This is a genomic window from Micromonospora sp. Mcm103 (assembly GCF_024519755.1).
Taxonomy (GTDB): domain Bacteria; phylum Actinomycetota; class Actinomycetes; order Mycobacteriales; family Micromonosporaceae; genus Micromonospora; species Micromonospora aurantiaca.
The window spans coordinates 1-24,768 of record NZ_JALJRJ010000001.1 but is presented as its reverse complement, the minus strand read 5'-3'; the positions used below and the strand labels follow the sequence as shown (position 1 = coordinate 24,768).

26 protein-coding genes are annotated in these 24,768 nt (G+C 74.0%); 15 read left to right on the top strand and 11 right to left on the bottom strand.

Annotated elements, in window-relative coordinates; all coding sequences use genetic code 11:
- Positions 1–10: 10 nt before the first annotated feature.
- The 5 genes from OC439_RS00130 to OC439_RS00110 all read left to right on the top strand — a co-directional run bounded on the left by OC439_RS00130 (position 11) and on the right by OC439_RS00110 (position 5,906).
- Entirely contained in the window at positions 11–967 is a 957-nt protein-coding gene (locus tag OC439_RS00130; RefSeq protein ID WP_262011576.1) for a hypothetical protein, read from the top strand.
- 74 nt (positions 968–1,041) lie between these two features.
- A complete protein-coding gene (locus OC439_RS00125) occupies positions 1,042–2,049 on the top strand; it encodes a mechanosensitive ion channel family protein (RefSeq protein ID WP_262011575.1) in 1,008 nt (335 codons plus the stop codon).
- A 204-nt stretch (positions 2,050–2,253) separates the two neighbouring features.
- A complete protein-coding gene (locus tag OC439_RS00120) occupies positions 2,254–3,492 on the top strand; it encodes an MFS transporter (RefSeq protein ID WP_262011574.1) in 1,239 nt (412 codons plus the stop codon).
- A gap of 80 nt (positions 3,493–3,572) precedes the next feature.
- The gene (locus OC439_RS00115) at positions 3,573–5,435 is read left to right on the top strand and encodes a transketolase (RefSeq protein ID WP_262011573.1); all 1,863 of its coding nucleotides are present in this window, start codon (positions 3,573–3,575) and stop codon (positions 5,433–5,435) included.
- 81 nt (positions 5,436–5,516) lie between these two features.
- Entirely contained in the window at positions 5,517–5,906 is a 390-nt protein-coding gene (locus tag OC439_RS00110) for a DUF2267 domain-containing protein (protein ID WP_262011572.1), read from the top strand.
- A gap of 88 nt (positions 5,907–5,994) precedes the next feature.
- Here OC439_RS00110 and OC439_RS00105 read toward each other — a convergent pair whose 3' ends face one another.
- Positions 5,995–6,393, bottom strand: coding sequence for a YchJ family protein (locus OC439_RS00105; RefSeq protein WP_262011571.1), 399 nt, complete (start codon positions 6,391–6,393; stop codon positions 5,995–5,997).
- A gap of 110 nt (positions 6,394–6,503) precedes the next feature.
- Between OC439_RS00105 and OC439_RS00100 the strand changes: the two genes are divergently transcribed.
- Complete coding sequence (locus tag OC439_RS00100; protein WP_262011570.1) at positions 6,504–7,505, top strand: phosphotransferase family protein; 1,002 nt, start codon at positions 6,504–6,506, stop codon at positions 7,503–7,505.
- A gap of 3 nt (positions 7,506–7,508) precedes the next feature.
- Here the strand turns inward: OC439_RS00100 and OC439_RS00095 are convergent, their stop codons facing one another.
- The 4 genes from OC439_RS00095 to OC439_RS00080 all read right to left on the bottom strand — a co-directional run bounded on the left by OC439_RS00095 (position 7,509) and on the right by OC439_RS00080 (position 10,716).
- A complete protein-coding gene (locus OC439_RS00095) occupies positions 7,509–8,150 on the bottom strand; it encodes a class F sortase (RefSeq protein ID WP_262011569.1) in 642 nt (213 codons plus the stop codon).
- A 72-nt stretch (positions 8,151–8,222) separates the two neighbouring features.
- A complete protein-coding gene (locus OC439_RS00090) occupies positions 8,223–8,705 on the bottom strand; it encodes a hypothetical protein (RefSeq protein ID WP_194799418.1) in 483 nt (160 codons plus the stop codon).
- Positions 8,706–8,947: 242 nt separating this feature from the next.
- Entirely contained in the window at positions 8,948–9,616 is a 669-nt protein-coding gene (locus OC439_RS00085) for a response regulator (protein ID WP_262011568.1), read from the bottom strand.
- Positions 9,613–10,716, bottom strand: a complete 1,104-nt coding sequence (locus OC439_RS00080; RefSeq protein WP_262011567.1) for a sensor histidine kinase — start codon at positions 10,714–10,716, stop codon at positions 9,613–9,615. The genes OC439_RS00085 and OC439_RS00080 overlap by 4 nt, the downstream gene beginning before the upstream one ends.
- 169 nt (positions 10,717–10,885) lie before the next feature.
- Between OC439_RS00080 and OC439_RS00075 the strand changes: the two genes are divergently transcribed.
- From OC439_RS00075 to OC439_RS00055, 5 genes are all read left to right on the top strand, one after another.
- Positions 10,886–11,302, top strand: a complete 417-nt coding sequence (locus tag OC439_RS00075) for a DUF6069 family protein (RefSeq protein ID WP_262011566.1) — start codon at positions 10,886–10,888, stop codon at positions 11,300–11,302.
- Positions 11,303–11,499: 197 nt separating this feature from the next.
- On the top strand, positions 11,500–11,907 hold the full coding sequence (locus OC439_RS00070) for a YciI family protein (protein WP_013286440.1): 408 nt from the start codon (positions 11,500–11,502) through the stop codon (positions 11,905–11,907).
- A gap of 8 nt (positions 11,908–11,915) precedes the next feature.
- Positions 11,916–13,061, top strand: coding sequence for an RNA polymerase sigma factor (locus tag OC439_RS00065; RefSeq protein WP_262011990.1), 1,146 nt, complete (start codon positions 11,916–11,918; stop codon positions 13,059–13,061).
- Positions 13,062–13,103: 42 nt separating this feature from the next.
- Complete coding sequence (locus OC439_RS00060; RefSeq protein WP_262011565.1) at positions 13,104–14,351, top strand: MFS transporter; 1,248 nt, start codon at positions 13,104–13,106, stop codon at positions 14,349–14,351.
- A gap of 48 nt (positions 14,352–14,399) precedes the next feature.
- Positions 14,400–15,584, top strand: coding sequence for a lycopene cyclase family protein (locus OC439_RS00055; RefSeq protein ID WP_262011564.1), 1,185 nt, complete (start codon positions 14,400–14,402; stop codon positions 15,582–15,584).
- Here the strand turns inward: OC439_RS00055 and OC439_RS00050 are convergent.
- Complete coding sequence (locus tag OC439_RS00050) at positions 15,581–16,699, bottom strand: serine hydrolase domain-containing protein (protein WP_262011563.1); 1,119 nt, start codon at positions 16,697–16,699, stop codon at positions 15,581–15,583. The two genes, OC439_RS00055 and OC439_RS00050, sit on opposite strands and share 4 nt — an antisense overlap.
- Positions 16,700–16,788: 89 nt before the next feature.
- The gene (locus tag OC439_RS00045; RefSeq protein ID WP_262011562.1) at positions 16,789–17,577 is read right to left on the bottom strand and encodes a tyrosine-protein phosphatase; all 789 of its coding nucleotides are present in this window, start codon (positions 17,575–17,577) and stop codon (positions 16,789–16,791) included.
- 70 nt (positions 17,578–17,647) lie between these two features.
- Between OC439_RS00045 and rnhA the strand changes: the two genes are divergently transcribed.
- Entirely contained in the window at positions 17,648–18,214 is a 567-nt protein-coding gene (gene rnhA, locus OC439_RS00040; protein WP_262011561.1) for a ribonuclease HI, read from the top strand.
- Here the strand turns inward: rnhA and OC439_RS00035 are convergent.
- From OC439_RS00035 to OC439_RS00020, 4 genes are all read right to left on the bottom strand, one after another.
- Positions 18,133–18,393: a hypothetical protein gene (locus tag OC439_RS00035; RefSeq protein WP_013286433.1), complete on the bottom strand. Its 261-nt coding sequence runs from the start codon at positions 18,391–18,393 to the stop codon at positions 18,133–18,135. The genes rnhA and OC439_RS00035 overlap by 82 nt on opposite strands.
- A gap of 73 nt (positions 18,394–18,466) precedes the next feature.
- Positions 18,467–18,721, bottom strand: a complete 255-nt coding sequence (locus OC439_RS00030; protein ID WP_262011560.1) for a preprotein translocase YidC — start codon at positions 18,719–18,721, stop codon at positions 18,467–18,469.
- A gap of 231 nt (positions 18,722–18,952) precedes the next feature.
- Positions 18,953–19,834, bottom strand: coding sequence for a pentapeptide repeat-containing protein (locus tag OC439_RS00025; RefSeq protein WP_410054880.1), 882 nt, complete (start codon positions 19,832–19,834; stop codon positions 18,953–18,955).
- Between the two features lie 141 nt (positions 19,835–19,975).
- Complete coding sequence (locus tag OC439_RS00020; protein WP_262011558.1) at positions 19,976–20,377, bottom strand: subtilase-type protease inhibitor; 402 nt, start codon at positions 20,375–20,377, stop codon at positions 19,976–19,978.
- A 408-nt stretch (positions 20,378–20,785) separates the two neighbouring features.
- Here OC439_RS00020 and OC439_RS00015 point away from each other — a divergent pair, with 408 nt between their 5' ends.
- The 3 genes from OC439_RS00015 (at position 20,786) to OC439_RS00005 (ending at position 24,650) form a co-directional block, all read left to right on the top strand.
- The gene (locus tag OC439_RS00015) at positions 20,786–21,793 is read left to right on the top strand and encodes an ABC transporter permease (RefSeq protein ID WP_262011557.1); all 1,008 of its coding nucleotides are present in this window, start codon (positions 20,786–20,788) and stop codon (positions 21,791–21,793) included.
- A gap of 57 nt (positions 21,794–21,850) precedes the next feature.
- Positions 21,851–23,599: an ABC transporter substrate-binding protein gene (locus tag OC439_RS00010; RefSeq protein ID WP_262011556.1), complete on the top strand. Its 1,749-nt coding sequence runs from the start codon at positions 21,851–21,853 to the stop codon at positions 23,597–23,599.
- Positions 23,600–23,660: 61 nt separating this feature from the next.
- On the top strand, positions 23,661–24,650 hold the full coding sequence (locus tag OC439_RS00005) for an ABC transporter permease (protein WP_262011555.1): 990 nt from the start codon (positions 23,661–23,663) through the stop codon (positions 24,648–24,650).
- The last annotated feature ends 118 nt before the right edge of the window (positions 24,651–24,768 follow it).

Genomic DNA, 24,768 nt, shown 5'->3' with positions numbered 1-24,768 from the left:
GACGGTCGGCGTGACCCGCCCCGACGAGCCCACCGAGGCGCTGCCCACCCGCGCCCTGCCGATCACCGGCGCCGCGGACACCGCCGAGCCCACGGTCCACCTGACCGCTATCCCCGGCGGGGACGACCGCACCGCAGACCTCGCCGCCTCGGCCACGCCGACACCGGCGGATGCCGAACCGACTGTGCACCTGCCCCCAGGCGGGGCAGACGACGCGGGCGAGGCGACCGTTCATCTCCCGGCGGCTCCGGACAGCGGGGCGGGGCAGGCCACCGTCTACCCGCGTCCGAGCGCGGAGCCGGCCCCGCGTCCCGGTGCGGAACCGACAGCATCGTGGCAGCCCACCGCCTCCTGGCAGCCCACCGGCGTACCGCATCGGGGCCAACCCGCCGGGACGGCGGCGACGGGCGCCGGGGCGTACCCGGATCGGAGCGGCCACGCGCGGGCGGCGAGCGGCGTGCCGGCCCCCGGCGGTGAGCTGCGCTTCGGGCCGGGCGTGCCGGCGACGCCGCCGCCCGCGCCGCACTGGCCCACCGCGCCCCCGGTCCGCCCGCGCCCGGTCTGGCGTCGCGTCGTCTCGGTGCTGTCCACGCTGCTCACCGTGGTGCTGCTGCTGACTGTCGGCCTCTACCTGTGGCAGCGGCTGCGCCCGCTGGAGGTCGAGGGGGTCACCGTGGCGGTGCCCCGGCCCGCCGGTGTCGCCTGCGACGTGACAGTCGACGTGGTGGCCACCGTGCGCACCAACGGGCGCGGCGGGACGATCAGGTACCAGTGGTTCCGCTCCGACGCGCCGCCCGGCGCCGTGCTCACCGAGCGGGTCGGCAGCGGGCAGCACACGGCGGCGCTCACCCTGAAGTGGACGTTCACCGGGGCCGGGACGACCACCGGGATCGCCACCGTCAACATCATCGAACCGTCGACGGCGCAGGCCAGCACCCGGGTCGTCTACCGCTGTCCCGGCGGCTGACCCGCGTTTCCCCGCGCGCGGGTCCGGGTAGCCCCACCCGAACAGACCTGGACCACGTACGTGGAGGCCCTTCGATGAGAGACAACTTCGGGGACGCGGTGGGCGACGCGTTCCGTTCGGTGATGCTGTTCCTGCCCAAGGCGGTCGCGTTCGTCGCGATCCTGATCGTCGGCTGGCTGATCGCCAAGGCCGTGCTGAAGCTCGTGGACAAGGTGCTGGAGCGGGTCCACTTCGACCGGGCCGTCGAGCGCGGCGGGATCAAGACCGCGCTGGCCCGCTCGAAGTACGACGCCAGCGACATCGTCGCGAAGCTGGCCTACTACGGCGTGCTGCTGGTGACGCTGCAGCTCGCGTTCGGCATCTGGGGCCCGAACCCCATCTCCGACCTGATCGCCGGTGTGATCGCCTGGCTGCCCCGGGCGTTCGTCGCCATCGTCATCGTGGTGGTCGCCGCGGCCATCGCCCGCGCGGTGAAGGACATCATCTCCAGCGCGCTCGGCGGCCTCTCGTACGGCCGGGTGCTGGCGAACCTCGCCTCCGTGTTCATCCTGGGCCTCGGCGTCATCGCCGCGCTCAACCAGATCGGCGTCGCCACCACAGTCACCACCCCGGTGCTGATCGCGGTGCTCGCCACCGTGGGCGGCATCCTGGTCGTCGGCGTCGGCGGCGGGCTGGTCCGGCCGATGCAGAGCCGCTGGGAGAACTGGCTGACCCGGGCCGAGGAGGAGTCGCGGACCATCGCCACGCACGCCCGCGCGTACCAGGCCGGCCGTCGTGACGTCGAGGCCCGTCTGGCCGCCACCGGCCCGTACGCGGACTCCGAGCTGACCCAGCCGGTGAGCCGCGACGCCGAGGCGGACCGCACGCAGCCGGTCCCGGCCTACCCGGCCACCGCCGGCGCGGATGTCACCGAGCCGGTGCCCTCGCCGGCGGGCGCGGAGGCCACGCAGCACATCCCGGCGTACGCGGACTCCGACCGCACCCAGCCGACCACGCCGCGTCAGCCGACCGCCGAGCAGGCCGCGGACAGCGAGGCCACCATGGTCATCCCGCAGGCCGACGTGGAGAAGTTCCGCCGCTGACCAGACAGCAGCGACGAATCGGGGCGGGACCGCGCGGTCCCGCCCCGATCTCGTGCCCGCCGCGGGACAACCGGGACGCGTCGCGGCGGATAGGATCCCGGCATGACCTGGCGATGTTGATGCCTTCCTGAGCGACGAGGCCGCGGGCCGCCGCGGACGCCGTGCATTCCGACCGGTGTCCGTCACGTCCCGTGGGAAGGTTCCATGCTCGTCGCTCCTGCCCGCGTACCAGCGACCCGCCGTCTGGCGGCGACGCTCTACGGGTACGCGTTCCTCACCGACCTCGTCCTGCTCTACCCGCTCTACGTGCTGCTGTTCGCCGACACCGGGTTGTCGGTCGGGCAGATCTCCTCGCTGTTCGTACTCTGGGCGGCCACCGGCATCGTGCTGGAGGTGCCCTCCGGCGTGTGGGCCGACGCGGTGTCGCGCCGCCTGCTGCTCTGCCTGGCGCCGCTGCTGGCCGCCGCCGGGTTCGCACTCTGGGTGCTGCTGCCGTCCTATCCGGCGTTCGCCGTCGGCTTCCTGCTCTGGGGCGCCGGTGGCGCGCTGCGCTCCGGGGCGCTGGAGGCGCTGGTCTTCACCGAGCTGGAACGCCTCGGCGCGGCCGACAGGTACGCCCGGCTGATCGGCCGGACCCGCACCGCCGAGGTGCTCGGCGCGGTCGGATCAGGGGTGCTCGCCGGGCCGGTGTACGCGCTCGGCGGCTACCTCGCGGTCGGCGTGGCGAGCGTGGCCACGTGCCTGCTGGCGGCGGCTGTCGCGGCCCGCTTCCCGGAACACCGCCGACCACCGTCCGCGCCGGTCCCGGGCGAGCCGTACGGGCCGCGCGCGAGTGCCGCGCCGGGGGAGGGGCCGGGTGACGACGAGCCCGGCTGGCTGGACAGCCTGCGCCTGGGCCTGCGCGAGGTGCGGGCCGATCGCCGCGTCCGCGCCGCCGTACTGCTGGTCGCGGCCGTCACCGCGATCTGGGGTGGGCTCGACGAGTACACCGGGCTGCTGGCCGCCGACATCGGCATGGCCGAGGTGGGCGTACCGCTGCTGCTCCTGCTGGTGTGGGCCGGGATGACCGTGGGCGGGCTGCTCGCGCCGCTGGGCGAGCGGCTGTCCCACCGCGGGTACGCCGGCCTGCTGGTGTTCGCGGCAGCGGCGACCGCCGCCGGTGCGCTGCTGCGGCACCCGGCGGCGTTCGTGCTGCTGGCTGCCGCGTTCGCCGCGTTTCAGTTGGCCACCGTGCTCGCCGACGTGCGGCTCCAGGCCCGGATCACCGGGTCGGCCCGGGCCACCGTCACCTCGCTCGCCGGAATGGCCACCGACCTGACCATCGTCGCCTTCTACGCGGGGTACGGGCTGCTCGCCGGTGCGGTGGGCAACCCGGCTGCCTTCGCGGTCGCGGTGCTGCCGTACCTGCTGGTGGCGCTCTGGCTGCTCACCGGTCGAGCGTGAATCGCCAGAAAGGGGACCAATAGTCGTGTTCGCGGCCTAGCGTTGGTCCGGGAATTCGGCGACCCCGGGAGACGATCGCGGTGACGTTGGAAGCAGAGCGCACGCTGCGCGACGAGGAGCTGACCGGGCTGGCGGACCTGGCCGCCCAGCTACGGGTGGACGCGATCAGGTGCAGCACGATGGCCGGCTCCGGGCATCCCACGTCCAGCCTGTCCGCCGCCGACCTGCTCGCCGTGCTCGTCGCCCGGCACCTGCGCTACGACTGGTCCTACCCGGGCAACCCCGGCAACGACCACCTGATCTTCTCCAAGGGGCACGCCTCCCCACTGCTGTACGCGGTGTTCCGCGCCACCGGCGCGATCAGCGAGCAGGAGCTGCTGGAGACGTACCGGCGATCCGGGTCGCGCCTGCAGGGCCACCCCACGCCGGTGCTGCCCTGGGTGGACGTCGCCACCGGCTCGCTCGGGCAGGGCCTGCCGGTCGGCGTCGGGGTGGCGCTCGCCGCCCAGTACCTCGACCGGTCGCCCGCGCACGTCTGGGTGCTCTGCGGCGACAGCGAGACCGCCGAGGGATCGGTCTGGGAGGCGCTGGACAAGGCCGGCCACTACGGGCTGCGCAACCTCACCACGATCGTGGACGTCAACCGGTTCGGCCAGCGCGGCCCCACCGAACTGGAGTGGGACCTGGACACCTACCGGCGGCGCGTCGAGGCGTTCGGCTGCCAGGCGATAGTCGTCGACGGCCACGACCCGGGCGCGATCGACGAGGCGTACGGGCAGGCACGCGACGCCACCGGACCGGCAGTGGTGCTGGCCCGCACGGTCAAGGGCAAGGGCGTGCCCGAGGTGGAGAACGACCCGGCCTGGCACGGCAAGCCGTTCGACCCGGAACTGGCCGACCGGGCCGTGCGGGCGCTCGGCGGCCCCCGGCGCATCCGGGTCGCCGGACCGAAACCCCCCGCCGCGCCGCGCACCGCCCCGGCCGAGCACGGACAGCCGGAACTGCCGCGGTACTCCCGTGGCGCGAAGGTCGCCACGCGGGACGCGTACGGTGACGCGCTGCGCGCCCTCGGCGCCGCCCGGCCCGACGTGGTCGCGCTCGACGGCGAGGTCAGCGACTCCACCCGGGCGGAGAGCTTCGCCACCGCGTACCCGGATCGGTTCTTCCAGATGTTCATCGCCGAACAGCAGCTCGCCGCCGCGGCGGTGGGCCTGGCGGTGCGCGGCTACCGGCCGTTCGCGGCGACGTTCGCCGCGTTCTGGTCCCGGGCCTACGACTTCATCCGGATGGCCGGGGTGTCCCGCGCCGACATCGCGCTGGTCGGGTCGCACGCCGGGGTGGAGATCGGCGCGGACGGCCCGTCCCAGATGGGGCTGGAGGACATCGCGGCGCTGCGCGCGGTGCCCGGCTCCACGGTGCTCTGCCCGGCCGACGCGGTCTCCTGCGCGGCCCTCGTCGCCCAGATGCCCGACCACCCGGGGGTCAGCTACCTGCGGACGACGCGCGGCAAGTACCCGGTGCTCTACGACGACGCCGAGCCGTTCCCGATCGGCGGCAGCCGGATGGTGCGCGACGGCGGGGACGTGGCGCTGCTCGGCACCGGCGTGACGGTGCACCTGTGCCTCGCCGCCGCCGACGAACTGACCCGCGAGGGCATCGACGCCCGGGTGATCGACCTGTACTCGATCAAGCCGGTGGACCGGCAGCGCCTGGCCGAGACCGTCGTGGAGACCGGCGGGCGGCTCGTCGTGGTCGAGGACCACTACCCGGAGGGCGGGTTGGGCTCGGCGGTGCTGGAGGCGCTCGCCGACCTGGGCGAACCGGCCCGGGTCAACCACCTTGCGGTACGCGGGCTGCCCGGTTCCGGCACCCCCGCCCAGCAGTTCGACCGGGCCGGCATCGGCGTCGGCGCGATCGTCTCGGCGGCGCGGGCCCTGGCCTGAGCGCCTGTTCGCCGGGGCCGGCGGTGTTTGCCGAGACCGGCGGCGGGTAGCCACGCTGCCGTTGCGACGGGAGGACGGACGATGGCCGAACCGGAGTTCTACGCGCGGGTGTCCGCCCGCGCCGGCGTACCGGTCGAGACGGCCCGCGCGCTGACCGAGGCGACGCTGCGCACGCTCGCCGAACGGATCAGCGGCGGCGAGGCCGACGACCTGTCCGCGCACGTCGCGCACGAGCTGCGTCCGCTGCTGGCACGCGCCCGGGTCGAAGACCCCGAGGCCTTCGGGTACGACGAGTTCCTGCGCCGGGTCGCCGAGCGCTCCGGCGCTACCCCGTCCGACGCCGAGCGCGGCGCGCGGGCGGTGTTGCAGGCGCTGCACCGGGTGATCGGGCCGGCCCAGTTCAACCGGGCGTTGTCCCAGCTGCCCCGGGAGATCGCCGAGCTGGCGCAGCCCACCCCGCGTCCCGCCTAGGTGTAAGGAAGGGCCCCTTATTAACGCCTCCGGTAGAGGAAGGGCCCCTTGTTAACACCCGCCGCCAACGTCGGAGCCGGGGGCGGCGTCACTCGGGCAGCGCGTCGACGTAGACCCAGCGGCCGTCCTCGCGGGCGAAACGGCTGTGCTCGGCCAGCACACCCGCCCGGCCGCCCTCGCGGTAGTGCGCCCGGAACCGGACCGTACCGGCGCTGTCGAACAGGCCGCCCTGCCCGGTCTCCACGATCTCCAGCCGGGTCCAGCGGGTGCCCGGCTCCAGCTCCAGCCGGTCGGGCCGGGTGCTGGAGTGCCAGCTGTGCCGCAGGTAGGCGGCGTCGCCGAGCGCGAACGCGCTGAACCGGGACCGCATCAGCGCCTCCGCGGTCGCCGCCGTCGCCTCGCCCCGGTGGACCGGGGCGCAGCAGTCCGCGTACGGCCGGCCGGTGCCGCACGGGCAGGTCGCCGGACGTTCGCCCCGTCTCGCCATGCCACGATTCTTCCAAGCGCCGGGGAGGTGTTAACAGGGGGCCCTTCCTCTACCGGAGGCGTTAACAGGGGGCCCTTCCTTACACCGCAACCCGGTACGCTCCCCGGACCATGAGCGTGAGCCCGACTCAGCGTGATCTCGACCCGGGACAGGTCCGCCGCTACCTCACCGCCTCGCTCGGATCCGGTGCCGAGGTGGCCGACTGCGGGCCGCTGACCGGGGGCGGGTTCGCCGCCGTCTGGCAGGTACGCCTCACCGACGGCCGCGACGTGGTGCTCAAGGTCGGTCCGCCGCCGCACGTGCCGTTGCTGCGCTACGAGCGGGACATGATCGGCGCGGAGGCGCACTACCTGCGCCTGGTGGCCGACCGCGCACCGGAGGTGCCGACGCCGGCGCTGCTGCACCACGGCGCCGACCCCGAGCTGGGCGACTGGCTGCTCATGGCGCGGCTACCGGGTCGTACCCTCTGGGATCTGAGCCGGGCCGGCGCGGACGTCGGGCCGCTGCGCGCGGAGTTCGGCCGCGCGCTCGCCGCGCTGCACACGGTCACCGGAGTGCGGTACGGCTACGACGGCGACCGGGCCTCCGGCGCGACCTGGCGGGACGCCTACACGGCCATGGTGGACGACATGCTCGCCGACGCCGCGGACTGGGCGGTGCCGCTGCCGCTGCCCGCGTCCCGGATCCGGGCGCTGGTGGCGCGGCACGCGGCGGTGCTCGACGCGGTCGACCGTCCGGCGTTGCTGCACTTCGACGGCTGGGCCGGGAACGTGCTCGCCGTCGACGGGCCGGACGGCACGCCGCGCCTGAGCGGCCTGGTCGACGGCGAGCGGTACCTGTGGGGCGATCCGCTGATGGACCTGGTGTCGCCGCTGCTGTTCCGGCGCGCCGAGGACGAGCCGGACGACCCGCTGGTACGCGCCTACCGGGCGGCGGCGCCGTTCCCGCTCGACGACGGGGCGCGGCGGCGGCTCGGGCTCTACCGGCTGTACCTCTACCTGCTGATGACCGTCGAGATGCCCAGCCGGAACATCACCGCCGACAACGACCCGGGCCGGGTGGAGCTGCTGGCGGAACTGCTCGGCGCGGAACTGGCCGACCTGGCGGACTGAGCGTCACCGGGTCGCGGTGGCGAAGACGACGATGTTGTCCGGGTAGCTGCCGGTCCGCGGGTCGAACCGCCCGCCACACGTGATCAGCCGCAGCCGCGCCGCCGCGTCGCCGCCGTAGACCCGCGCGGTGGGGAAGCGCTCCTTCGGGTACGCCCCGACGCCGTCCACAGTGAACGTCGCGGTCCGGCCGTCGGCCCGCAGCACCCGGATCGTGTCGCCGCCGCGCAGCCGGCCGAGGTCGAAGAAGACCGCCGGGCCGTGCTGCGAGTCGACGTGCCCGACCAGCACCGCGTTGCCGGCCTGGCCGGGGGCGGGACCGGGGTGGTACCAGCCGGTGACCTCCGGGCGTTCCAGCGGCGGCACCTCGAGCGCGCCGTCCGCGTCGGTGGCGACCGGGACGATCTCGGCGTCGACGCCGATGCGCGGGACGGTGATCCGCACCGGCGTGGACCGGGGCAGCGCCGGGCCTGCCGTACCCGGTCGTTCGGTGGCGGGCGCGGCGGAGACGCCGGGCTGCGGTGGTGACGCCGACGTGGTGCCGAGCCCGGCCGAGACCAGTCCGGTCCCGGTGGCGGCGGCGACGGTGACGGCGGTGACCAGGACGGCGGTGTGCAGGCGCGACCGGCGCTGCGACTCCGACAGCATCCCACCTCCGTTCGACGGGGACGCGGCGCCCGCGCCGGAGCATCCGGCGCGGGCGACCGCTCGGCGAGCCGGTCAGGCGACGGCGTCCGCGCGGCGCCGGCGGATGACCGCGTACGCGCCTCCGGCGAGCGCCCCGGCGGCCAGCACGCCACCGGCGATCAGCACCCCGGTGTCGCCGTCGCGCCCGCCGCCACCGGCCTGCGCGCCGCCGATCGGCGTGACGGTGAACGTGGCGCTGCCGCCGTCGCTGCCGTCGCCGCAGGTGGTGGCGACGGTGTACGTGCCGAGCGTGAACCCGGCGGTGAACAGTTCGGCGCTCAGGCCACCGCCCGCGGCCGCAGTGGTGGACCGGACGTTCTGGTCCCGGTCCGGGCCGGTGACCCGGAAGATCGCGTCACCGGCGTTCGGGTTGCACGTCGTGGTCAGCACGACGGTGCCGCCGACCGGGGTGGTGGCGGGTGAGACTCTGGTGTCCGCCAGCGCGGCGGCCGGGAGCAGCAGTGCGCCGAGGCCCACGCCGAACGCCGCCGATCCGAGAAATGACTGTGCCTTCATCCGCGTCTTCCCTCACTTTTCGTCCGCTGTAGGCGTGGGACGTCGTTCGGGTGGCCAACTCCGTGACGAGCACCGGTGTGGCCAACACTAGGAGGGTTGCGGCGGTCACTGGGGGTAATTGAGAAATCTTCGTTGCCGTCCGGTGTGCTCCCTGCCGCCACGAGACGGCGGACATGCCGGGCCAGGCCGGGCGGCGAGCCGTCACGGTTGGCCGCGTCTGGGTCCGCTGTCCGGTTCGGCGCCTACCGGGCCGGCGGCTCCGGCCGGACCAGTCCGGTGTCGTACGCGAGCACCACCGCCTGGATCCGGTCGCGCAGGTCCAGCTTGGTGAGGATCGCCGAGACGTGGGTCTTCACGGTGGCGGTGCTCAGGTGCAGCCGGGCGGCGATCTCCGCATTGGACAGTGCCCGCGCGGTGAGTGTCAGCACCTCCCGCTCGCGGGCGGTCAGCACGGCGAGGGCGTCGCCGGTGGGCGCGGGCGCGGGCAGCCGGTCGGCGTACCGGTCCAGCAGCCGCCGGGTCACTGTGGGCGCGAGCAGGGCCTCGCCGCGCGCCACCACGCGTACCGCCTCGGCGAGGTCGGCCGGGCGGGTGTCCTTGAGCAGGAACGCGCTGGCCCCGGCGCGCAACGCGGCGTAGACGTGTTCGTCCAGGTCGAAGGTGGTCAGCATGACCACCCGGGCCGGGTTGCCGGCGGCCACCAGGTCGCGGGTGGCGGCGATGCCGTCGCGCCGGGGCATCCGCACGTCCATCAGCACCACGTCCGGCCTCGTCCGGGTCGCCACCGCGACCGCCTCGACGCCGTCGGCGGCCTCGCCGACCACACTCAGGTCGGGCCGCGCGTCGAGGACTGTGCGCAGCCCGGCGCGGATCAGTTCCTGGTCGTCGGCGACCACCACCCGCACGGTCACCGGCCCGCTCCGACCGGCAGTCGCGCGTGGACCCGGAACCCGCCGGCCGGCAGCGGGCCGGCGTCGAGCGTGCCGCCGAGCAGCCGGGCCCGCTCCCGCATGCCGACGATGCCGCGCCCGGTGGGCGTACCGGGCCGGCGGGCGGGCGCCGGGCCGTCGTTGACGACCTCCAGCCGCAGTACGCCGTCGCGGTAGTGGACGTCGACGTCGGCGCGTGTGGCGTGCCCGTGGCGCAGCGCGTTCGTCAGTGACTCCTGCACGATCCGGTACGCCGACAGTTGCACCCCGCCGGGTAGCGCCTCGCCGTCGCCCTCCCGGTGCAGCGTCACCGGCAGGCCGACCGCCCGTACGGCGTCGGCGAGCGCGTCGAGCTGCGCCAGCCCCGGCTGTGGCCCGCCCTGCTCGGACCCGTCGTCGACGGCGAGCGCGTGCAGCATGGCCCGCAGTTCGGTCAGCGCCGACCGGGCCGCCGTGTCGATCGCGGCGAGCGCGGCGCGGGCCTGCGCCGGGTGCTCGTCGAACACGTCCTCGGCGGCGGCGGCCTGCACCGCGATGACCGCGACGTGGTGCGCCACCACGTCGTGCAGTTCCCGGGAGATGCGTTCCCGCTCGGCCGCCAGCACCTGCCGTTCCCACGCGCAGCGCCGTTGCGCCTGGCCCCGTTGCAGTTCGCCGAGCGTCCAGCTCAGGCCCAGCGCGGTCACCGCCAGCAGCAGGTCCCGCCAGCCGCCGGTGACCAGCTTCCACGGCGTGGGCGCCAGCAGCAGCCCGAGCGCGACGAGCGAGTACCGGGGCGGGCGCAGCCGGGCCACGTACGCCATCGGGATGGCGACCAGCCCGAGCCAGCCGAGTTGCGGGCAGAGCGCCTCCAGGCCGACGCCGGCCAGCGCGGCGACGCCGACGGCGTACCCCGGGTGGCGCCGGATCCACAGCAGACAGCTCGCCTGCGCCACGGCGAGGCCGACCGCGACGGCGGTCGCGCCGGTCGTGTCCGGGCCGGCGTCGGAGGCCAGCAGCGCGAGCAGGCACACGGCGAGGCTCGCGGTGGCGATGCCGCCGTCGAGCAGCAGCAGGAACCGGGACCGGGACGCGCACCTCATGTCCGGATGCTAGGCCGCCGGTCCACCGCTTCTCATCGGTCGCCAGACGGAGATCCGCGCCGGTGGTCGGTCCAGCGACGGAGCCGGAAACCGCTCCGCGGCCCGATCCGCGCGGCGGCCCGCCGGACCTAGCGTTTCCGGCAGTCGTCCCGATGTGGAGGAGTCACCGATGGAGACCACGATCCCGACCGTCGCCACCCGCCCGAACCGCCGCCGGGACCGCCTGCTCACGGTGTTCGCGGCGACCGTCGCCGCGCTGCTGGGATGGGTGGTCGCGGTACCGGTCGCCGGGGTGGACCTGATCGCGCGCAGCGGCTCGACGGACCAGCGGGTGACGCCGGTGGCGGTGGCGGTGAGCACGCTGCTCGCCGGGCTGGCCGGCTGGGCGCTGCTGGCCCTGCTGGAGCGGCTCACCGCCCGCGCCCGGACGGCCTGGACGGTGGTCGCGGGCCTGGTGCTGCTGGTGTCCCTGCTCGGGCCGCTGGGCGGGGGAGTGGGGCGTGCGGCGACGCTGACGCTTGTGGTGTTGCACCTGGTCGCGGGCGCGGTGCTGATCACCGGCCTGCGCCGGACCGCCGCCCGCTGACGGCCGGCGATCCGCTGATGGTCCGGACCGCCGCGACGGGGGCAGGCGGCCCGGACCATCAGAACCAGCCTCCTAGGATGGCTTGCGCGATGTGACGCCCGAAATTCCTCCGCCACCGATGTCGAGAACGCCAGGGCGGCTTCGTCCCCGGAGTGAACGCGGCCAGAATGGGTCGCACCCTCCACGAGGAGACACAGATGAAGTACCTGCTCCTGAAGCACTACCGCGGCGGCCCGACCCCGGTGTCCGACATGCCGATGATCGACAAGTGGACGCCGGAGGAGATCTCCGCGCACGTGCACTACATGCAGGAGTTCGCGGCGAAGCTCCAGGAGAGCGGCGAGTACGTCGACGGCCAGGCGCTCGCCCCGGAGGGCACGTTCGTCCGCTACGACGGCGAGGGACGCCCGCCGGTGACCGACGGCCCGTTCGCCGAGACGAAGGACCTCATCGCCGGCTGGATGGTGATCGACGTGGACAGCTACGAGCGCGCGCTCGAACTCGCCGCCGAGCTGTCGGCCGCGCCCGGGCAGGGCGGCAAGCCGATCCACGAGTGGCTGGAGCTGCGCCCGTTCCTGACCGCGCCGCCGACCATCACCGAGTGATCCGTCCGATGGACGAGGTCGCACTCCGCAGCCTCATCCCGGGCGTGCTCGGTGTCCTCGTCCGCCGCGGAGCCGACTTCGCGGCGGCCGAGGACGCCGTGCAGGACGCACTCGTCGAGGCGCTGCGTGTCTGGCCGGACGACCCGCCCCGCGATCCGCGCGGCTGGCTGGTGACGGTGGCGTGGCGGCGGTTCCTGGACGTGGTCCGCGCCGACGCCGCCCGGCGCCGGCGTGAGGACCTCGTGGACGAGGAGCCGCCGCCCGGGCCGGTGCCGGCGGTGGACGACACGCTGCGGCTCTACTTCCTCTGCGCGCATCCGTCGCTGAGCCCGTCGTCGGCCGTCGCGTTGACGCTGCGTGCCGTCGGCGGGCTCACCACCCGGCAGATCGCGCAGGCGTACCTGGTGCCGGAGGCCACCATGGCGCAGCGGATCAGCCGGGCCAAGCGCACCGTCTCCGGGGTCCGCTTCGACCGGGCCGGTGACGTCGCCACCGTGCTGCGGGTGCTGTACCTGGTGTTCAACGAGGGCTACTCCGGCGACGTGGACCTGGCGGCCGAGGCGATCCGGCTCACCCGGCAGCTCGCCGCCGCGATCGACCACCCGGAGGTGGCCGGGCTGCTCGCGCTCATGCTGCTGCACCACGCCCGCCGGGCCGGACGGACCGCGCCCGACGGCAGCCTGGTGCCGCTCGCCGAGCAGGACCGCCGCCGGTGGGACACCACGCTGATCGCCGAGGGCGTGGGCATCCTGCAGACCGCCCTGTCCCGGGACCGGCTGGGCGAGTTCCAGGCCCAGGCCGCGATCGCGGCCCTGCACGCCGACGCGCCCACCGCGGCCCAGACCGACTGGGTGCAGATCGTCGAGTGGTACGACGAACTGGTCCGCCTGACCGGCAGCCCGATCGCCCGGCTCAACCGGGCGGTGGCGGTCGGCGAGGCGGACGGCCCGCGCGCCGGGCTGGCGGCGCTCGCGGCGCTCGACGACACGCTGCCCCGGTACACGGCGGTGGCCGCGTACCTGCACGAACGCGACGGCGACCCGGACACGGCGGCGCGGCTGTACGCGGAGGCGGCCCGCCGGGCGTCCAGCCTGGCCGAACGCGACCACCTGAACCGGCAGGCGGCCCGCCTCAACAGCCGCCGCCCCGGATAAACCGGTCGGCGGCGACCGTCGGCGCTGATAGGTTGCCTCGCCGTGACGGGGGAACGGCTCGGCGGGCGCTTCGCCCGACTGTGGACGGCGAGCACACTGTCCGCGCTGGGGAGTGGGACGGCGACGGTGGCCGCACCGTTGTACGTGGCATCGATCACCGACGATCCGCTTGTGGTGTCGGCCGGGGCGGCGGTGTCGTGGCTGCCGTGGCTGCTGTTCGCGCTGCCCGGTGGCGTGCTCGCCGACCGGGTGGACCGGCGGCGGCTGATGGTGCTGATCGACTGGGTACGCGTCGGCGCGCTCGCCGTGCTCGCTGCGGCGATGCTCGCCGACCGGGCCGGGATCGCGCTGCTCTACGCGGTGCTGTTCGTGGTGAACACCGGCGAGGTGGTGTTCCGGACCGCCGCGCAGGCGGTGCTGCCGGCGGTGGTGCCGCGCTCGATGCTGGAACGCGCCAACGGGTGGCTGGGCGGCGGCACCCAGGTGATGCAGAACATGATCGCCGGCCCGCTCGGCGGGTTCCTGTTCGTGCTGGCGGCGTCACTGCCGTTCGCCCTCAACGCCGGCACGTACGCGCTGAGCGCCGTGCTGGTCGGGCTGCTCGCCGGGACGTACCGCGGCGGGCCGGCGCCGGATGAGCGGCGGTCGGTGCGGGCGGAGGTCGCGGAGGGGTTCCGCTGGCTGTGGCGGCAGCGGCTGCTGCGCACCATGACCGTGCTGATCGGCCTGCTCAACGTCACGCTCACCGCCGCGGTGGCGGTGCTGGTGCTGCTCGCCACCGAGCGGCTGGGCCTCGGCTCGGTCGGCTACGGCGCGTTGTTCACCTGCATGGCGGTCGGCGGGGTGCTCGGCTCGCTGGTGGGGGACCGGCTGATCGCCGCCATCACGCCCACCTGGACGGTGCGGACCGGGCTGCTGATCGAGGCGGGACTGCACCTGGCGCTCGCCGCGTCCCGCAGCGCCGCCGTGGTCGGGTTCGCGTTGTTCGCGTTCGGGGCGCACAGCGCGTTGTGGAACATCGTGGCGAACTCGCTGCGGCAGCGGCTCACCCCGCCGGAGTTGATGGGCCGGGTCGGCAGCACCACGTTGTTCGTCGCGGCGGGCGGCAACTGTGTCGGCGCGCTGCTCGGCGGCGTGGTGGCGGCCCGGTTCGGCATCACCGCGCCGTACTGGGTGGGTTTCGTGGTGGCGGTCGCGGTGATCGCCGCGACGTGGCGGGTCTTCGACCGGGCGACGGTGGCCGCCGCCTACGCCGAGCCGGCACCGCAGAAGCCCGCGCCGGTGGCCTGAGCGCGGGTCGGCCGGTGGCCGCCTGCGCCGATGTGGCAGCGTGGCCGGATGCACGCTTCCTTCCCGGTCGACGTCGACCTCGCGCTGGTCGGCGGCGGCGGCGCCGCGTCCCTGGTCCTGGCCGCGCTGGACCGCCACGACGTGACCGGGCTGCGGGTCGCGGTGGTCGACCCGGTGCACAAGCGCGGCCAGGACCGCACCTGGGCGTTCTGGGGCCTGCCCGGCGACGACCTCGACCCGCTGCTGAGCGCGAGCTGGTCGCAGGTCGACGTGGTCACGCCGGCCGGCCGCCGCGTCCTCACGCTCGACCCCCTGCGGTACGGCATGCTCCGCTCCGCCCCGGTCTACGACCGGGCTGCCGCGGCCGAGCGGCGGCTGGACGCGGTCCGGATCAGCGCCCCGGCGGGGGAGTTGCACGACGACGGTGAGCGGGTCACGGTCCGCGACCCGGACGGGCGGGACCTGGTGCGGGCCGGGTGGGTGCTCGACTCGCGGCCCCGGCGGCCGAAGCGACCGGGACGTACCAGCTGGTTGCAGCACTTCCGCGGCTGGTGGCTGGCCGCCGACCGGCCGACGTTCGACAGGCAGCGGGCGGTGCTGATGGACTTCCGCACACCCCAGCCGGAACGCGGCGTCTCCTTCGGGTACGTGCTGCCCGTCGACGACCGGTTCGCGCTGGTCGAGTACACCGAGTTCGGGCCGGAACTGCTCGACGACGCCGGGTACGACGCGGCCCTGCGCGGCTACGCCGACCTGCTCGGCCTGGACCTGACCGCGCTGCGGGTGCGGGAGGTCGAGGACGGCGTGATCCCGATGACCGACGGCCCGTTCGAGTCCCGCCCGAGCCCGCGCGTGGTGCGGCTCGGCACCGCGGGTGGGGCGACCCGTCCGTCCACCGGATTCACGTTCTCCGCGATGCTGCGCCAGGCCGACGAGGTGGCACTGGCGCTCGCCGCCGGCCGTCCGCCGGTGCCGGCGCCCGCGTACCCGGGCCGGCACCTGTGGATGGACGCGGTGGCGCTGCGCGCACTGGATCGCGGGCACGTCGGCGGGGTGGAGTTCTTCGAGCGGCTGTTCGACCGCAACCCGCCGGAGCGGGTGCTGCGGTTCCTCGACGGCGTGACCAGCCCGGCCGAGGACCTGGCGGTGATGCGGTCCAGCCCGCTGCTGCCGATGACCGGCGCGGTGCTCGGCGACGCGGCCGGTCGGTTGCGGGCCCGCCTGCGCCGCTAGCCTCGGTGGCCGGTCGCTGCGGCGACGCGGTCGCGTACCAGCGTCCGCAGCTGCTCCATCGGGTCGCCGTCGCCCGCGCCGAGCCGGTTGCGCACCGCCGCCACCGTCAGTCCCAGTTCCGGGTACGCGAACGCGAGGCTCCCGCCGCTACCCGCGGTGCCGAACGATCCGTCGTCGTCGACCGCGTACCCGAGCCCGAACGTGCTCTCCTGCCCGAACACCCACTCCTGTGCGCGTACCGCCGGGGCGGACACCTCCCGCATCCGCTCGGCGGAGATCAGCCGTACCCCGTCGACCGGGCCGAGCAGCGCCGCGTACATCCGGGCCACCGCGCGGGCGCTCATCGTGCCGACCGACGGCACGTCGGCGCGCAGCACGTCGGGGCGGGAGCCGATGACGGTGTCCGGCCGTACGCCGGGTGGCGCGACCGCGTCGAAGTGCGGCAGGTTCGCCCCGGCCCAGGTCATCAGGGCGGACAGGCCGGCGTCCTCCAGCCGCGCCAGCCGGGGCAGGTCCGCCTCCGGTACGCCGAGGAACAGTTCCCGGTCCACGCCGAGCGGCCCGGCCACCTCGTTCGCGAGCACCCGCGAGATGGGCGCGCCGGTGATCCGCCGGACCACCTCGCCGACCAGCCAGCCCCACGTCCAGGCGTGGTACGCGAGCCGCTCGCCCGGCGCCCACAGCGGACGCGCGTCGGCCAGCAGTTCGCACATGCGCGTCCAGTCGGTGAAGTCCTCGGGTGTGACGTCGGCGGGCAGCGCGGGCAGGCCGGCGGTGTGGGTGAGCACGTGCCGCAGCGTGATGCCGTCCTTGCCGTGCCGGGCGAACTCCGGCCACACCGCGGCGAGCGGCAGGTCGTAGTCGAGGCGTCCCCGCTCGGCCAGCACGTGCACCACTGTGGCGGTGAGGCCCTTGCCGGTGGAGACCGCGTGCACGGGCGTGTCGGCGGTCATCGGCCGGCCCGTGGTGGTGTCGGCCAGGCCGGCCTGCTCGGTGACGATCGCGACCCCGTCCAGGTAGGCGGCCACCTGCACACCGGTCTCCCGCCCGGAGGAGACCAGCTCGCCGATCGTCGCCCGTACCTCGGCCCGCAGGCCGTCCCACCGCGTGTCCACGATCCCGCAGCGTGCCAGACCGTGGCAGCGGCGTCGTCTGCTTTTCGTGGACACGGCGACCGCGCCCGGTATCGGCGGCCGGCGGTGCTCTACCGGGCTGCCGGCGTCGGCGTACTGCCGGTGGTGCCCTGGCTGGGCAGCGGGTTCGTGCCGTCGGTGAGCAGCCGGGCACGCAACGCGTCGATCGTCTTCTCGCCGACGCCGAGCCGGCCGGTCACGTACCCGTGCACCGAACCGTGCGCGGCCCGCAGGTCGGCCAGCACCAGCCGGATGATCTCGGCCGGCGCCCGCCCGTACGCGGGCCAACCAGGCGTCGCGCCGCCGTTGCGGTCCCGCCACTCGGCCACCAGGCGGTCGGTGGCGTGCTCGGTGAGCGCGAAGTCCGCCGCGATCTGGTCGTCGTCCACGCCGAGCAGGGACAGCACCAGCGCGGCGAGCAGCCCGGTGCGGTCCTTGCCGGACGCGCAGTGGAACACCAGCGGGTGCTCGCCGTCCGCGATCACCTCGATCGCCCGGCGCAGCTCGGCCACGCCGTCCTCGGCCACCTCGGCGTACCGGTCGGCCAGGTAGCGCCACGGGTCCACGTCGGGGTCGATGTCGGCCTGCACGTACGGCCGGTGCTCGATGCTCAGGTTGTGCCAGGTGACGCCGAGGCTCTCCGGGGCCCGGCCGCGGTCGGCGATCTCCCACGGATACCGCAGGTCGATCACGGTGCGCACGCCGAGCGCCGCGAACCGTTCCAGATCCTCACCGGCGAGCTTGGCCAGCGAGTCGGAGCGGTAGAGGCGGCCCCGGGCGACGGTGCGGCCGTCGCCGGTCCGCCGGCCGCCGAGGTCACGGAAGTTGCAGAGCGTGGCGAAGTCCGGGGGAGTGGTCATCCCGGCACGCTAGCCGGGCGCGGCGGGTCGGGTGGTCCCGCGTGCCCGCGTACCCGGTAGGTTGCCGGGCATGGCGGAGGCGGAGACCGGCCGGGTCGTGGAGATCTGGACCGACGGCGCGTGCAGCGGCAATCCCGGGCCCGGCGGGTGGGGCGCGGTGCTGCGCTGGGGCGGGCACGAGCGGGAACTGTGCGGCGGCGAGGCCACCCCGACCACGAACAACCGGATGGAGCTGACCGCCGCGATCCGGGCGCTGGAGAGCCTGACCCGCCCGGTCACGGTACGGCTGCACACCGACAGCACGTACGTGCGCAACGGCATCACCGGCTGGCTGAACGCGTGGAAGCGCAACGGCTGGCTGACCGCCGCGAAGCAGCCGGTGAAGAACGCCGACCTGTGGCAGGCGCTGGAGGCGGCCTGCGCCAGGCACGACGTGACGTGGCTGTGGGTGAAGGGCCACAACGGGCACCCGGAGAACGAGCGCGCCGACGCGCTGGCGAACCGGGGCATGACCGAGGCGCGAGGCGCCGGTCCGGCCGACACCCCGCGTGCGCGTCAGCGCAGCGGCCGGCCCTCCTCGATCTCCTCCGGCTCCTCGGACGGGTCGCCGGTGCCGGAGACCGCATCGACGTCGTAACCGGCCCGGCTGACCTCGCGTGCCGAGCGCCGGTCCTCGGCGGGCAGGTCGGCGAAGTCGTCACCGGTGTCGTCGGTGGTGTGCAGGGATTCGCCCGGCGGGCGCAGGGACGCCTCGTACGCGGTCGCGCCGTCGGGTTCGTCGCCGGCCGCGCGGCCGAAGGACTCTTCACTGGTCATGTCGCACTCCTGCCCGCAGCGGGTGACGGCAAACGTTCGGGTGGCCTGGTGTCCGGCCAGTGCGCGCGCTCGCTCAGCCGGCGGCGTCCCGTCCGCGGGCCGCGTCCGGGTGGGTCGGCATCGAGGAGCCGCCCGAGCTGCTGCCGGAGGCGCCGCCCGCCATGCCGGATCCGTCGTCCTCGGTCACCTCGTCCGGTTTCGGCGCACCGGGAGCGGGCGCCGGCACGTCGGTGTCCGCGGCCGTCTGCACCAGCGGCACCTGCCCGGCCTCGTCCTCGGCGTGTGCCGGGTCGACCGGCTCCGCACCGTCGCGTGCCCGATATCCCACCGGGGCCCCTCCCGTTCGGCCAACAGTCGTTCGCGCGGCCTACCCGACCCCACCCCCACCAAACCCGGCCCCCGCACTCGCCCGTCCCCCCCCCCCCCCCCCCCCCCCCCGCCCCATTTCTCGCCGTGATCAAGGAGTTCGTGTCCCGATCCGGCCCCGAACCGGACACAAACTCCTTGATCACCGCTGTGCGGGTGCGGGTGCCGATGCGCGGGCGGGCCGGGTTCAGCGTCAGCGGGGTCGGGGTCGGGGGTGGCGCCGGCGCGGCTGGGGGCGCGTCGGGGTCAGCGTCAGGGACCAGTGGGACGGGCGGCGCAGGCCCGGCGGCAGGACCGTGCGGTGGTCGCCGCGGGCGGCGTCGAGCTGCGACTGGTGCGTGAACAGGCACTCGCCCAGGTCCGCGCCGCGCAGGTCGGCCCCGCGCAGGTCCGCGCCGGTCAGGTCGGCGGCGCCGAGGCGTACGCCCCGCAGGTCGGCGCCGATCAGGCAGGCGCCGCGCAGGTTCGCCCCGGTCAGCGGGCTACGGCGCAGGTCCACCCCGATCAGCGTCGCGCCCCGCCGGTCCGGCCCGGCCCGCCCGGCGCGGGCCTGGTCGGCGGCACGGGACAGCAGCCGGTTGGCCCGGTCCCGGTGTGCGTCGACGTCGAGGGCGAGCAGGTCGTCGGGGGTGCCGTCGGTGAGCCGGCCGGTCTCGTCGAGCGCGGTGGTCAGCTCGTCGCGCAGCGGGCCGGGCGGGGTCAGGCGTACCGCCTCGGTCAGGTACCACAGCAGTTCGTGCAGCGGCCGCAGCACGGCGAAGCTGTCGAACATGCGCTGTGCGGTGGCCCGGTCGGCCCGCCAGTCGCGGCCGGCGAACGTGTGCTGCGTGAGGTGCTGGCCGGCGCCGAAGCAGTCGAACACGGTGCATCCGGGGAAGCCGCGTTGCCGTAGCTCGGTGTGGATGCCGCAGCGGAAGTCGGCGCCCAGGTTCGGGCAGGGCCGCCCGGCGGGCTTGTCGATGGCGAAGTCGGCCGACGCGGTGAACGCGGGAGCGACGCAGCACACTCCGGCGCAGCGCGAGCAGTCCGCCCGCAACTCCCGCCCGCCACCCACCGCGCCCGACCCGAGTCCCACCGTTCCCCCCTCCCAGCACCCCGCCCATTCTCCCCACCTCACCCCACAACCTCCCCACCCCACCCCGTCGATCATGAGGTTGACGGCGACAAACCGGACCGGAACCGCCGCCAACCTCATGATCAACGCGACAAGGAGGGGTCAGAAGGTGAAGAGGGAGGCGGTGGTGCGCTGCATCAGGCAGGCGTTGGCGAACGTCCGGGTGTAGGAGATCGGGCGGGTCTGCCAGATGCCCACGGCACGCGCGACGACCGGGTCGTACTGCGAGGTGCAGGGCGCGCCGTCCACGTCGAGCGCGTCCAGGTCGCCGTCGACGCGGGCGACGAGCCGGCAGGCGGTGATCGGGTCGGGGTGCAGGCCGCCGGTGGGCCCGCAGGTCAGCACCGTGGCGCGCGGGCCGGCGCCGTCGTCGACGGTGAGCAGCAGCACCGAGGGGGTCTCCGGGCCGGGGCGCGGCGCGGCCTGCGCGGGGGCGGCCGGCGCGGCGAGGCCGCCGAGCGCGGCGACCAGGGCCGCAGCGGCGGTACGTCGGGCGAAGGGCATGGGTGGTCCTTCCGTCGGGGCCCCGGGTGAGGGCCGGTGGACGGCCCGGCACGTCGTGCGAACCGGACCGCCGAGAACCCTAGGTGGACGGTGTGAACGCGAAGAGTCACGAAGTGTTACACCAGCCGACGCTGCCGTCCTATCGGTGTGACATCGGTGTACGGGAATGCCCGAACGGCTGACAACCGCCCGAATGCCTTGCGGCAACGCATTCCGAATTCGCGACACGCCTGCCTGAAAGGCTGACAACCGAATCGCTCCGTTATTGCGCCGATGCATTCCGTACGCCGGATCGTTGTCAATGCACGACAACCGGAACGGCCGTTACCGGAACGATTCTTTCGAGTACGCCATAGCGCATTACCGTCGGGTGGCAGGGCGTTTTCGTCCCCGTCGGGAGGACTGCTCATGAGCGAACTGTCGTACCCACCGGCCGCTCCCGGCCCCGATGTCGAGGCCGTTCCCGCCCCCGTCGGCCGGCCCGGCGAATTCGTCGGCCGGTCACCCGGCCGGCTCGCCTGGCTGCGGCTCAAACGCGACCGTACGGCCCGCGCCAGCGCCGTCACGCTCGCCGTCGCCGCCCTTGTCGCGCTCGGCGCGCCACTGCTGGGACGGCTCACCGGAATCGATCCGACCGACAAGTTCGCCGACCGCCTGAACGATTTCGGAATGCCGATCGGGTACGCCGGCGGAATCAGCGCCGACCATTGGCTCGGGCTCGAACCGGGCAGCGGGCGGGACATCCTGATGCAACTGGTCTACGGCCTGCGGACGTCGCTGTTCATCGCGTTCGCCTCGGCGCTGCTGGCATCCGGCATCGGCGTCGCTGTCGGTGTGCTGGCCGGGTGGGCCAGAGGCTGGCTGGACAGCGTCGTCAACTGGCTGATCGACCTCACGCTGGCGTTCCCGTTCCTCATCTTCGCCCTCGCGGTCATCCCGATCCTCCAGGACCGCTTCTACTCCGACCGGGAGGCGCCGTCGCCGGCCTTCCGGGTGGCCCTGATCGTCGCCACCTTCGGCCTGTTCAGCTGGACGTACACCGCGCGCCTGGTCCGCGGTCAGGTGATCTCGCTGCGCGAGCGGGAGTTCGTCGAGGCGGCCCGGGCCGCCGGCGCCGGCACCGCGCACATCCTGCTGCGGCAGCTGCTGCCGAACATCTGGGCGCCGATCCTGGTCACCGTCTCGCTGATGGTGCCGCAGTTCATCGCCATCGAGGCGGCGCTGGCGTTCGTCAACATCGGCGTCACCGAACCCACGCCCGACCTGGGCCGCATGATCTTCAACAGCATCGGCTACGTCGCGAGCGACCCCTGGTACACCCTGTTCCCCGGGTTGACGGTCTTCCTGCTGGTCCTGGCGTTCAACCTGCTCGGCGACGCGCTGCGCGACTCGCTGGACCCCCGCTCCACCCGGTAGTCCCCACGGCCATCAGTGCCCGGCCGGCGGGGGCCGCCGGGCAGGAAGGAGCACACCGTGCGCGCACGAACCCGGACACTGACAGGTGTCCTCGCCGCGGCGGCGCTGGCCGCCGCCGGCTGCAGCCCCACCACCGACGACGGCGGGGGCGGCGACGACCAGAAGACCAAGACCCAGAGCGGATCGATCTCGTACGAGGCCGCCGACAACCAGGGCCCGGCGAAGCCCGTCGACGGGGCGTCCCGCGGCGGCACCCTCACCGTGATGCAGCCGGCCGACTTCGAGCACCTCGACCCGGCCCGCAACTACGTCAACGTGCAGCAGGTCGCCGGCGGGCTGCTCTACCGCGCGCTCAACGGCTACAAGGAGGACGGCACCGGCAAGCTGCTGCTCGTCGGCGACCTGGCCACCAACCCAGGCAAGGACGTCAACGGCGACTGCAAGGTCTGGGAGTTCACAGTGCGCGACGGCGTGAAGTACGAGGACGGCACGCCCGTGTCCAGCAAGGACGTCGCCCACGGCATCGCCAGGTCGTTCGCGGCGAACCTCAACGAGGGCCCGCACTACATCCAGCAGTGGCTCTACCCGGGCGGGGCCTACAACGCCACCTACAAGGGACCGTACGACGGTGGCAAGCCGATGCCCGACGGCGTCGCCACCCCCGACGACCGGACCATCCGGTTCACCTTCCCGCAGCCGCACTGCGACCTGCCGTACGCGGCGGCGCTGCCCACCAGCGCGCCGGTGCCCGCGGCGAAGGACACCCGCGCCAACTACGACCTGCGGCCGTTCTCGTCCGGGCCGTACCGGGTGAAGACCTACCAGCGCGACGCGTCGCTGGAGCTGGAACGCAACCCGAACTGGGATCCGGCGACCGACCCGATCCGCAACGCGTACCCGGACGCGATCCGGATGACGTTCGGCCTGGAGCAGGCCCAGATCGCCGAGCGCCTGGTCGCCGACGGGCCGGCCGACCAGGCGGCGCTGAGCTGGTCGGACGTGCCGCCATCGGTGCTGCCCCGCACCACCGGATCCGGCGTCGCCGACCGGGTGGTACGCGGTCCGACGCAGTACAACTGGGTGCTGAGCATCAACACCCAGCGGGTCACCGACCTGAGCGTACGGCGGGCGCTGAACTACGCGGTCGACAAGGACGCCCTGCTCAAGGTGCTCGGCGGGCAGGCCGCCGGCACCCCGGCGACCACGCTCATGTCGCCCACCACCGCCGGTTTCGTCCCGTACGACCTGTTCAACGCTCCGGTCACCGGCGACAAGGCCAAGACCGCCGAGCTGCTCGCCGGCAAGCGGCCGAAGCTGGTCCTCGCCCACTCCAACCTGGAACTGCGCACCCAGCAGGCCGAGGCGCTGCGCAAGAACCTCACCGACATGGGCTTCGACATCGTGATGAAGCCGATCGACAACAGCAGCTACTACGACGAGGTCGGCCGTAAGGACAACCCGTACGACATGTACCTCACCGGCTGGGGCTCGGACTGGCCCACCGGCTCGACAGTGATCCCGCCGGTCTACGACGGACGGGAGATCGTGGCCGAGGGCAACCAGAACCTGTCGTACCTCAACGAACCGTCTGTGGGCGCGGAGATCGACCGGGTCCGCGACCTGCCGGCCGCCGAGCAGGACGCCGGCTGGATGGCGCTCGACCGCATGATCATGGAGAAGTACGCGCCGGTGGTGCCCTGCTACTACGACGCCACCTACGAACTGCACGGCTCGAAGGTCGGCAACGCCTTCCTCAGCGACGCGTTCGGGATCATCTCGCTCAACGGCATCTACGTGAAGAAGTGACAGCCGCGCGGGGCGGCTGCCACGGCGGCCGCCCCGCGCCCACCCCGGGGGAGGTGCTCCCGTGCTCCGTTTCGTCGTACGGCGGCTGCTCGTCGCCGCCCTGACCCTTGTCGTCATCAGCCTCGTCACGTTCGGTCTCTTCTTCGCGGTGCCGAGCAGCCCGGCGAAGGTGATGTGCGGCAAGAACTGCACGGCCGAGGACATCGCCCAGGTCGAGCGCCGCCTCGGCATCGACCAGCCGTTGCCCCGGCAGTACGCCGACTTCGTCGGTGGCGTCTTCGCCGGCCGGACCTACGGCGAGGGCGACTTCCGGCAGGACTGCCCGGCGCCCTGCCTCGGCTACTCGTTCCGCAACAACCAACCGGTCACCGAGATCGTCGCCCAGCGCGCACCGGTGACGTTCAGCATCGTCCTCGGCGGCGCCGTGCTCTGGCTCGGCCTCGGCATCTCGCTGGGCATGGTGTCGGCACTACGCCGGGGTACGGCGTTCGACCGCGCGGCCATCGGCGTCACCCTGGCCGGGGCGTCGATGCAGGTCTACTTCTTCGGGCTGATCCTGCTCTACCTGCTCGTCTACTCCACCGGCCTGCTGCCGTTCCCCAGCTACACGCCGCTGACCGAGAGTCCGCTGCGCTGGGCGACCGGACTGCTGCTGCCCTGGATGACGCTCGGTTTCCTCAACTCGGCGCTGTACGCCCGGCTGTCCCGGGCGCAGATGCTGGAGACGCTGTCGGAGGACTTCGTCCGTACCGCCCGGGCGAAGGGGCTGCCCGCCCGGAAGGTACACACCCGGCACGCGCTGCGGGCGGCGATCACGCCGATCGTCACGATCGCCGGGCTCGACATCGGCACCAGCCTCGGCGGCACGTTCATCACCGAGACCATCTTCGGCCTCCAGGGTCTCGGCAAGGCGACAGTGGAGGCGGTGCAGTTCCTCAACCTGCCGGTGGTGATGGCGACGGTGCTGCTGGCAGCGGTGTTCATCGTGATCGCCAACATCGTCGTCGACGTGCTGTACGCGGTGATCGACCCACGGGTCCGGCTGGGCTGAGGGGGAGGAGACGGACATGGTGGAGCTTCCGGCGCCGCGTCGCGGCGAGGGCCCGTACCTGCGGGTCAGGGATCTGCGGGTGCGGTTCGACACCGAGGACGGTGTGGTGCGGGCCGTG

What these genes read in the sequence shown, in the direction of transcription:
- OC439_RS00125 (WP_262011575.1), top strand. Translation starts at nt 1,042, where the DNA reads ATGAGAGACAACTTCGGGGACGCGGTGGGCGACGCGTTCCGTTCGGTG.
- OC439_RS00120 (WP_262011574.1), top strand. Translation starts at nt 2,254, where the DNA reads ATGCTCGTCGCTCCTGCCCGCGTACCAGCGACCCGCCGTCTGGCGGCG.
- OC439_RS00110 (WP_262011572.1), top strand. Translation starts at nt 5,517, where the DNA reads ATGGCCGAACCGGAGTTCTACGCGCGGGTGTCCGCCCGCGCCGGCGTA.
- OC439_RS00105 (WP_262011571.1), bottom strand. Translation starts at nt 6,393, where the DNA reads ATGGCGAGACGGGGCGAACGTCCGGCGACCTGCCCGTGCGGCACCGGC.
- OC439_RS00100 (WP_262011570.1), top strand. Translation starts at nt 6,504, where the DNA reads ATGAGCGTGAGCCCGACTCAGCGTGATCTCGACCCGGGACAGGTCCGC.
- OC439_RS00095 (WP_262011569.1), bottom strand. Translation starts at nt 8,150, where the DNA reads ATGCTGTCGGAGTCGCAGCGCCGGTCGCGCCTGCACACCGCCGTCCTG.
- OC439_RS00090 (WP_194799418.1), bottom strand. Translation starts at nt 8,705, where the DNA reads ATGAAGGCACAGTCATTTCTCGGATCGGCGGCGTTCGGCGTGGGCCTC.
- OC439_RS00080 (WP_262011567.1), bottom strand. Translation starts at nt 10,716, where the DNA reads ATGAGGTGCGCGTCCCGGTCCCGGTTCCTGCTGCTGCTCGACGGCGGC.
- OC439_RS00075 (WP_262011566.1), top strand. Translation starts at nt 10,886, where the DNA reads ATGGAGACCACGATCCCGACCGTCGCCACCCGCCCGAACCGCCGCCGG.
- OC439_RS00070 (WP_013286440.1), top strand. Translation starts at nt 11,500, where the DNA reads ATGAAGTACCTGCTCCTGAAGCACTACCGCGGCGGCCCGACCCCGGTG.
- OC439_RS00065 (WP_262011990.1), top strand. Translation starts at nt 11,916, where the DNA reads ATGGACGAGGTCGCACTCCGCAGCCTCATCCCGGGCGTGCTCGGTGTC.
- OC439_RS00055 (WP_262011564.1), top strand. Translation starts at nt 14,400, where the DNA reads ATGCACGCTTCCTTCCCGGTCGACGTCGACCTCGCGCTGGTCGGCGGC.
- OC439_RS00045 (WP_262011562.1), bottom strand. Translation starts at nt 17,577, where the DNA reads ATGACCACTCCCCCGGACTTCGCCACGCTCTGCAACTTCCGTGACCTC.
- rnhA (WP_262011561.1), top strand. Translation starts at nt 17,648, where the DNA reads ATGGCGGAGGCGGAGACCGGCCGGGTCGTGGAGATCTGGACCGACGGC.
- OC439_RS00035 (WP_013286433.1), bottom strand. Translation starts at nt 18,393, where the DNA reads ATGACCAGTGAAGAGTCCTTCGGCCGCGCGGCCGGCGACGAACCCGAC.
- OC439_RS00020 (WP_262011558.1), bottom strand. Translation starts at nt 20,377, where the DNA reads ATGCCCTTCGCCCGACGTACCGCCGCTGCGGCCCTGGTCGCCGCGCTC.
- OC439_RS00015 (WP_262011557.1), top strand. Translation starts at nt 20,786, where the DNA reads ATGAGCGAACTGTCGTACCCACCGGCCGCTCCCGGCCCCGATGTCGAG.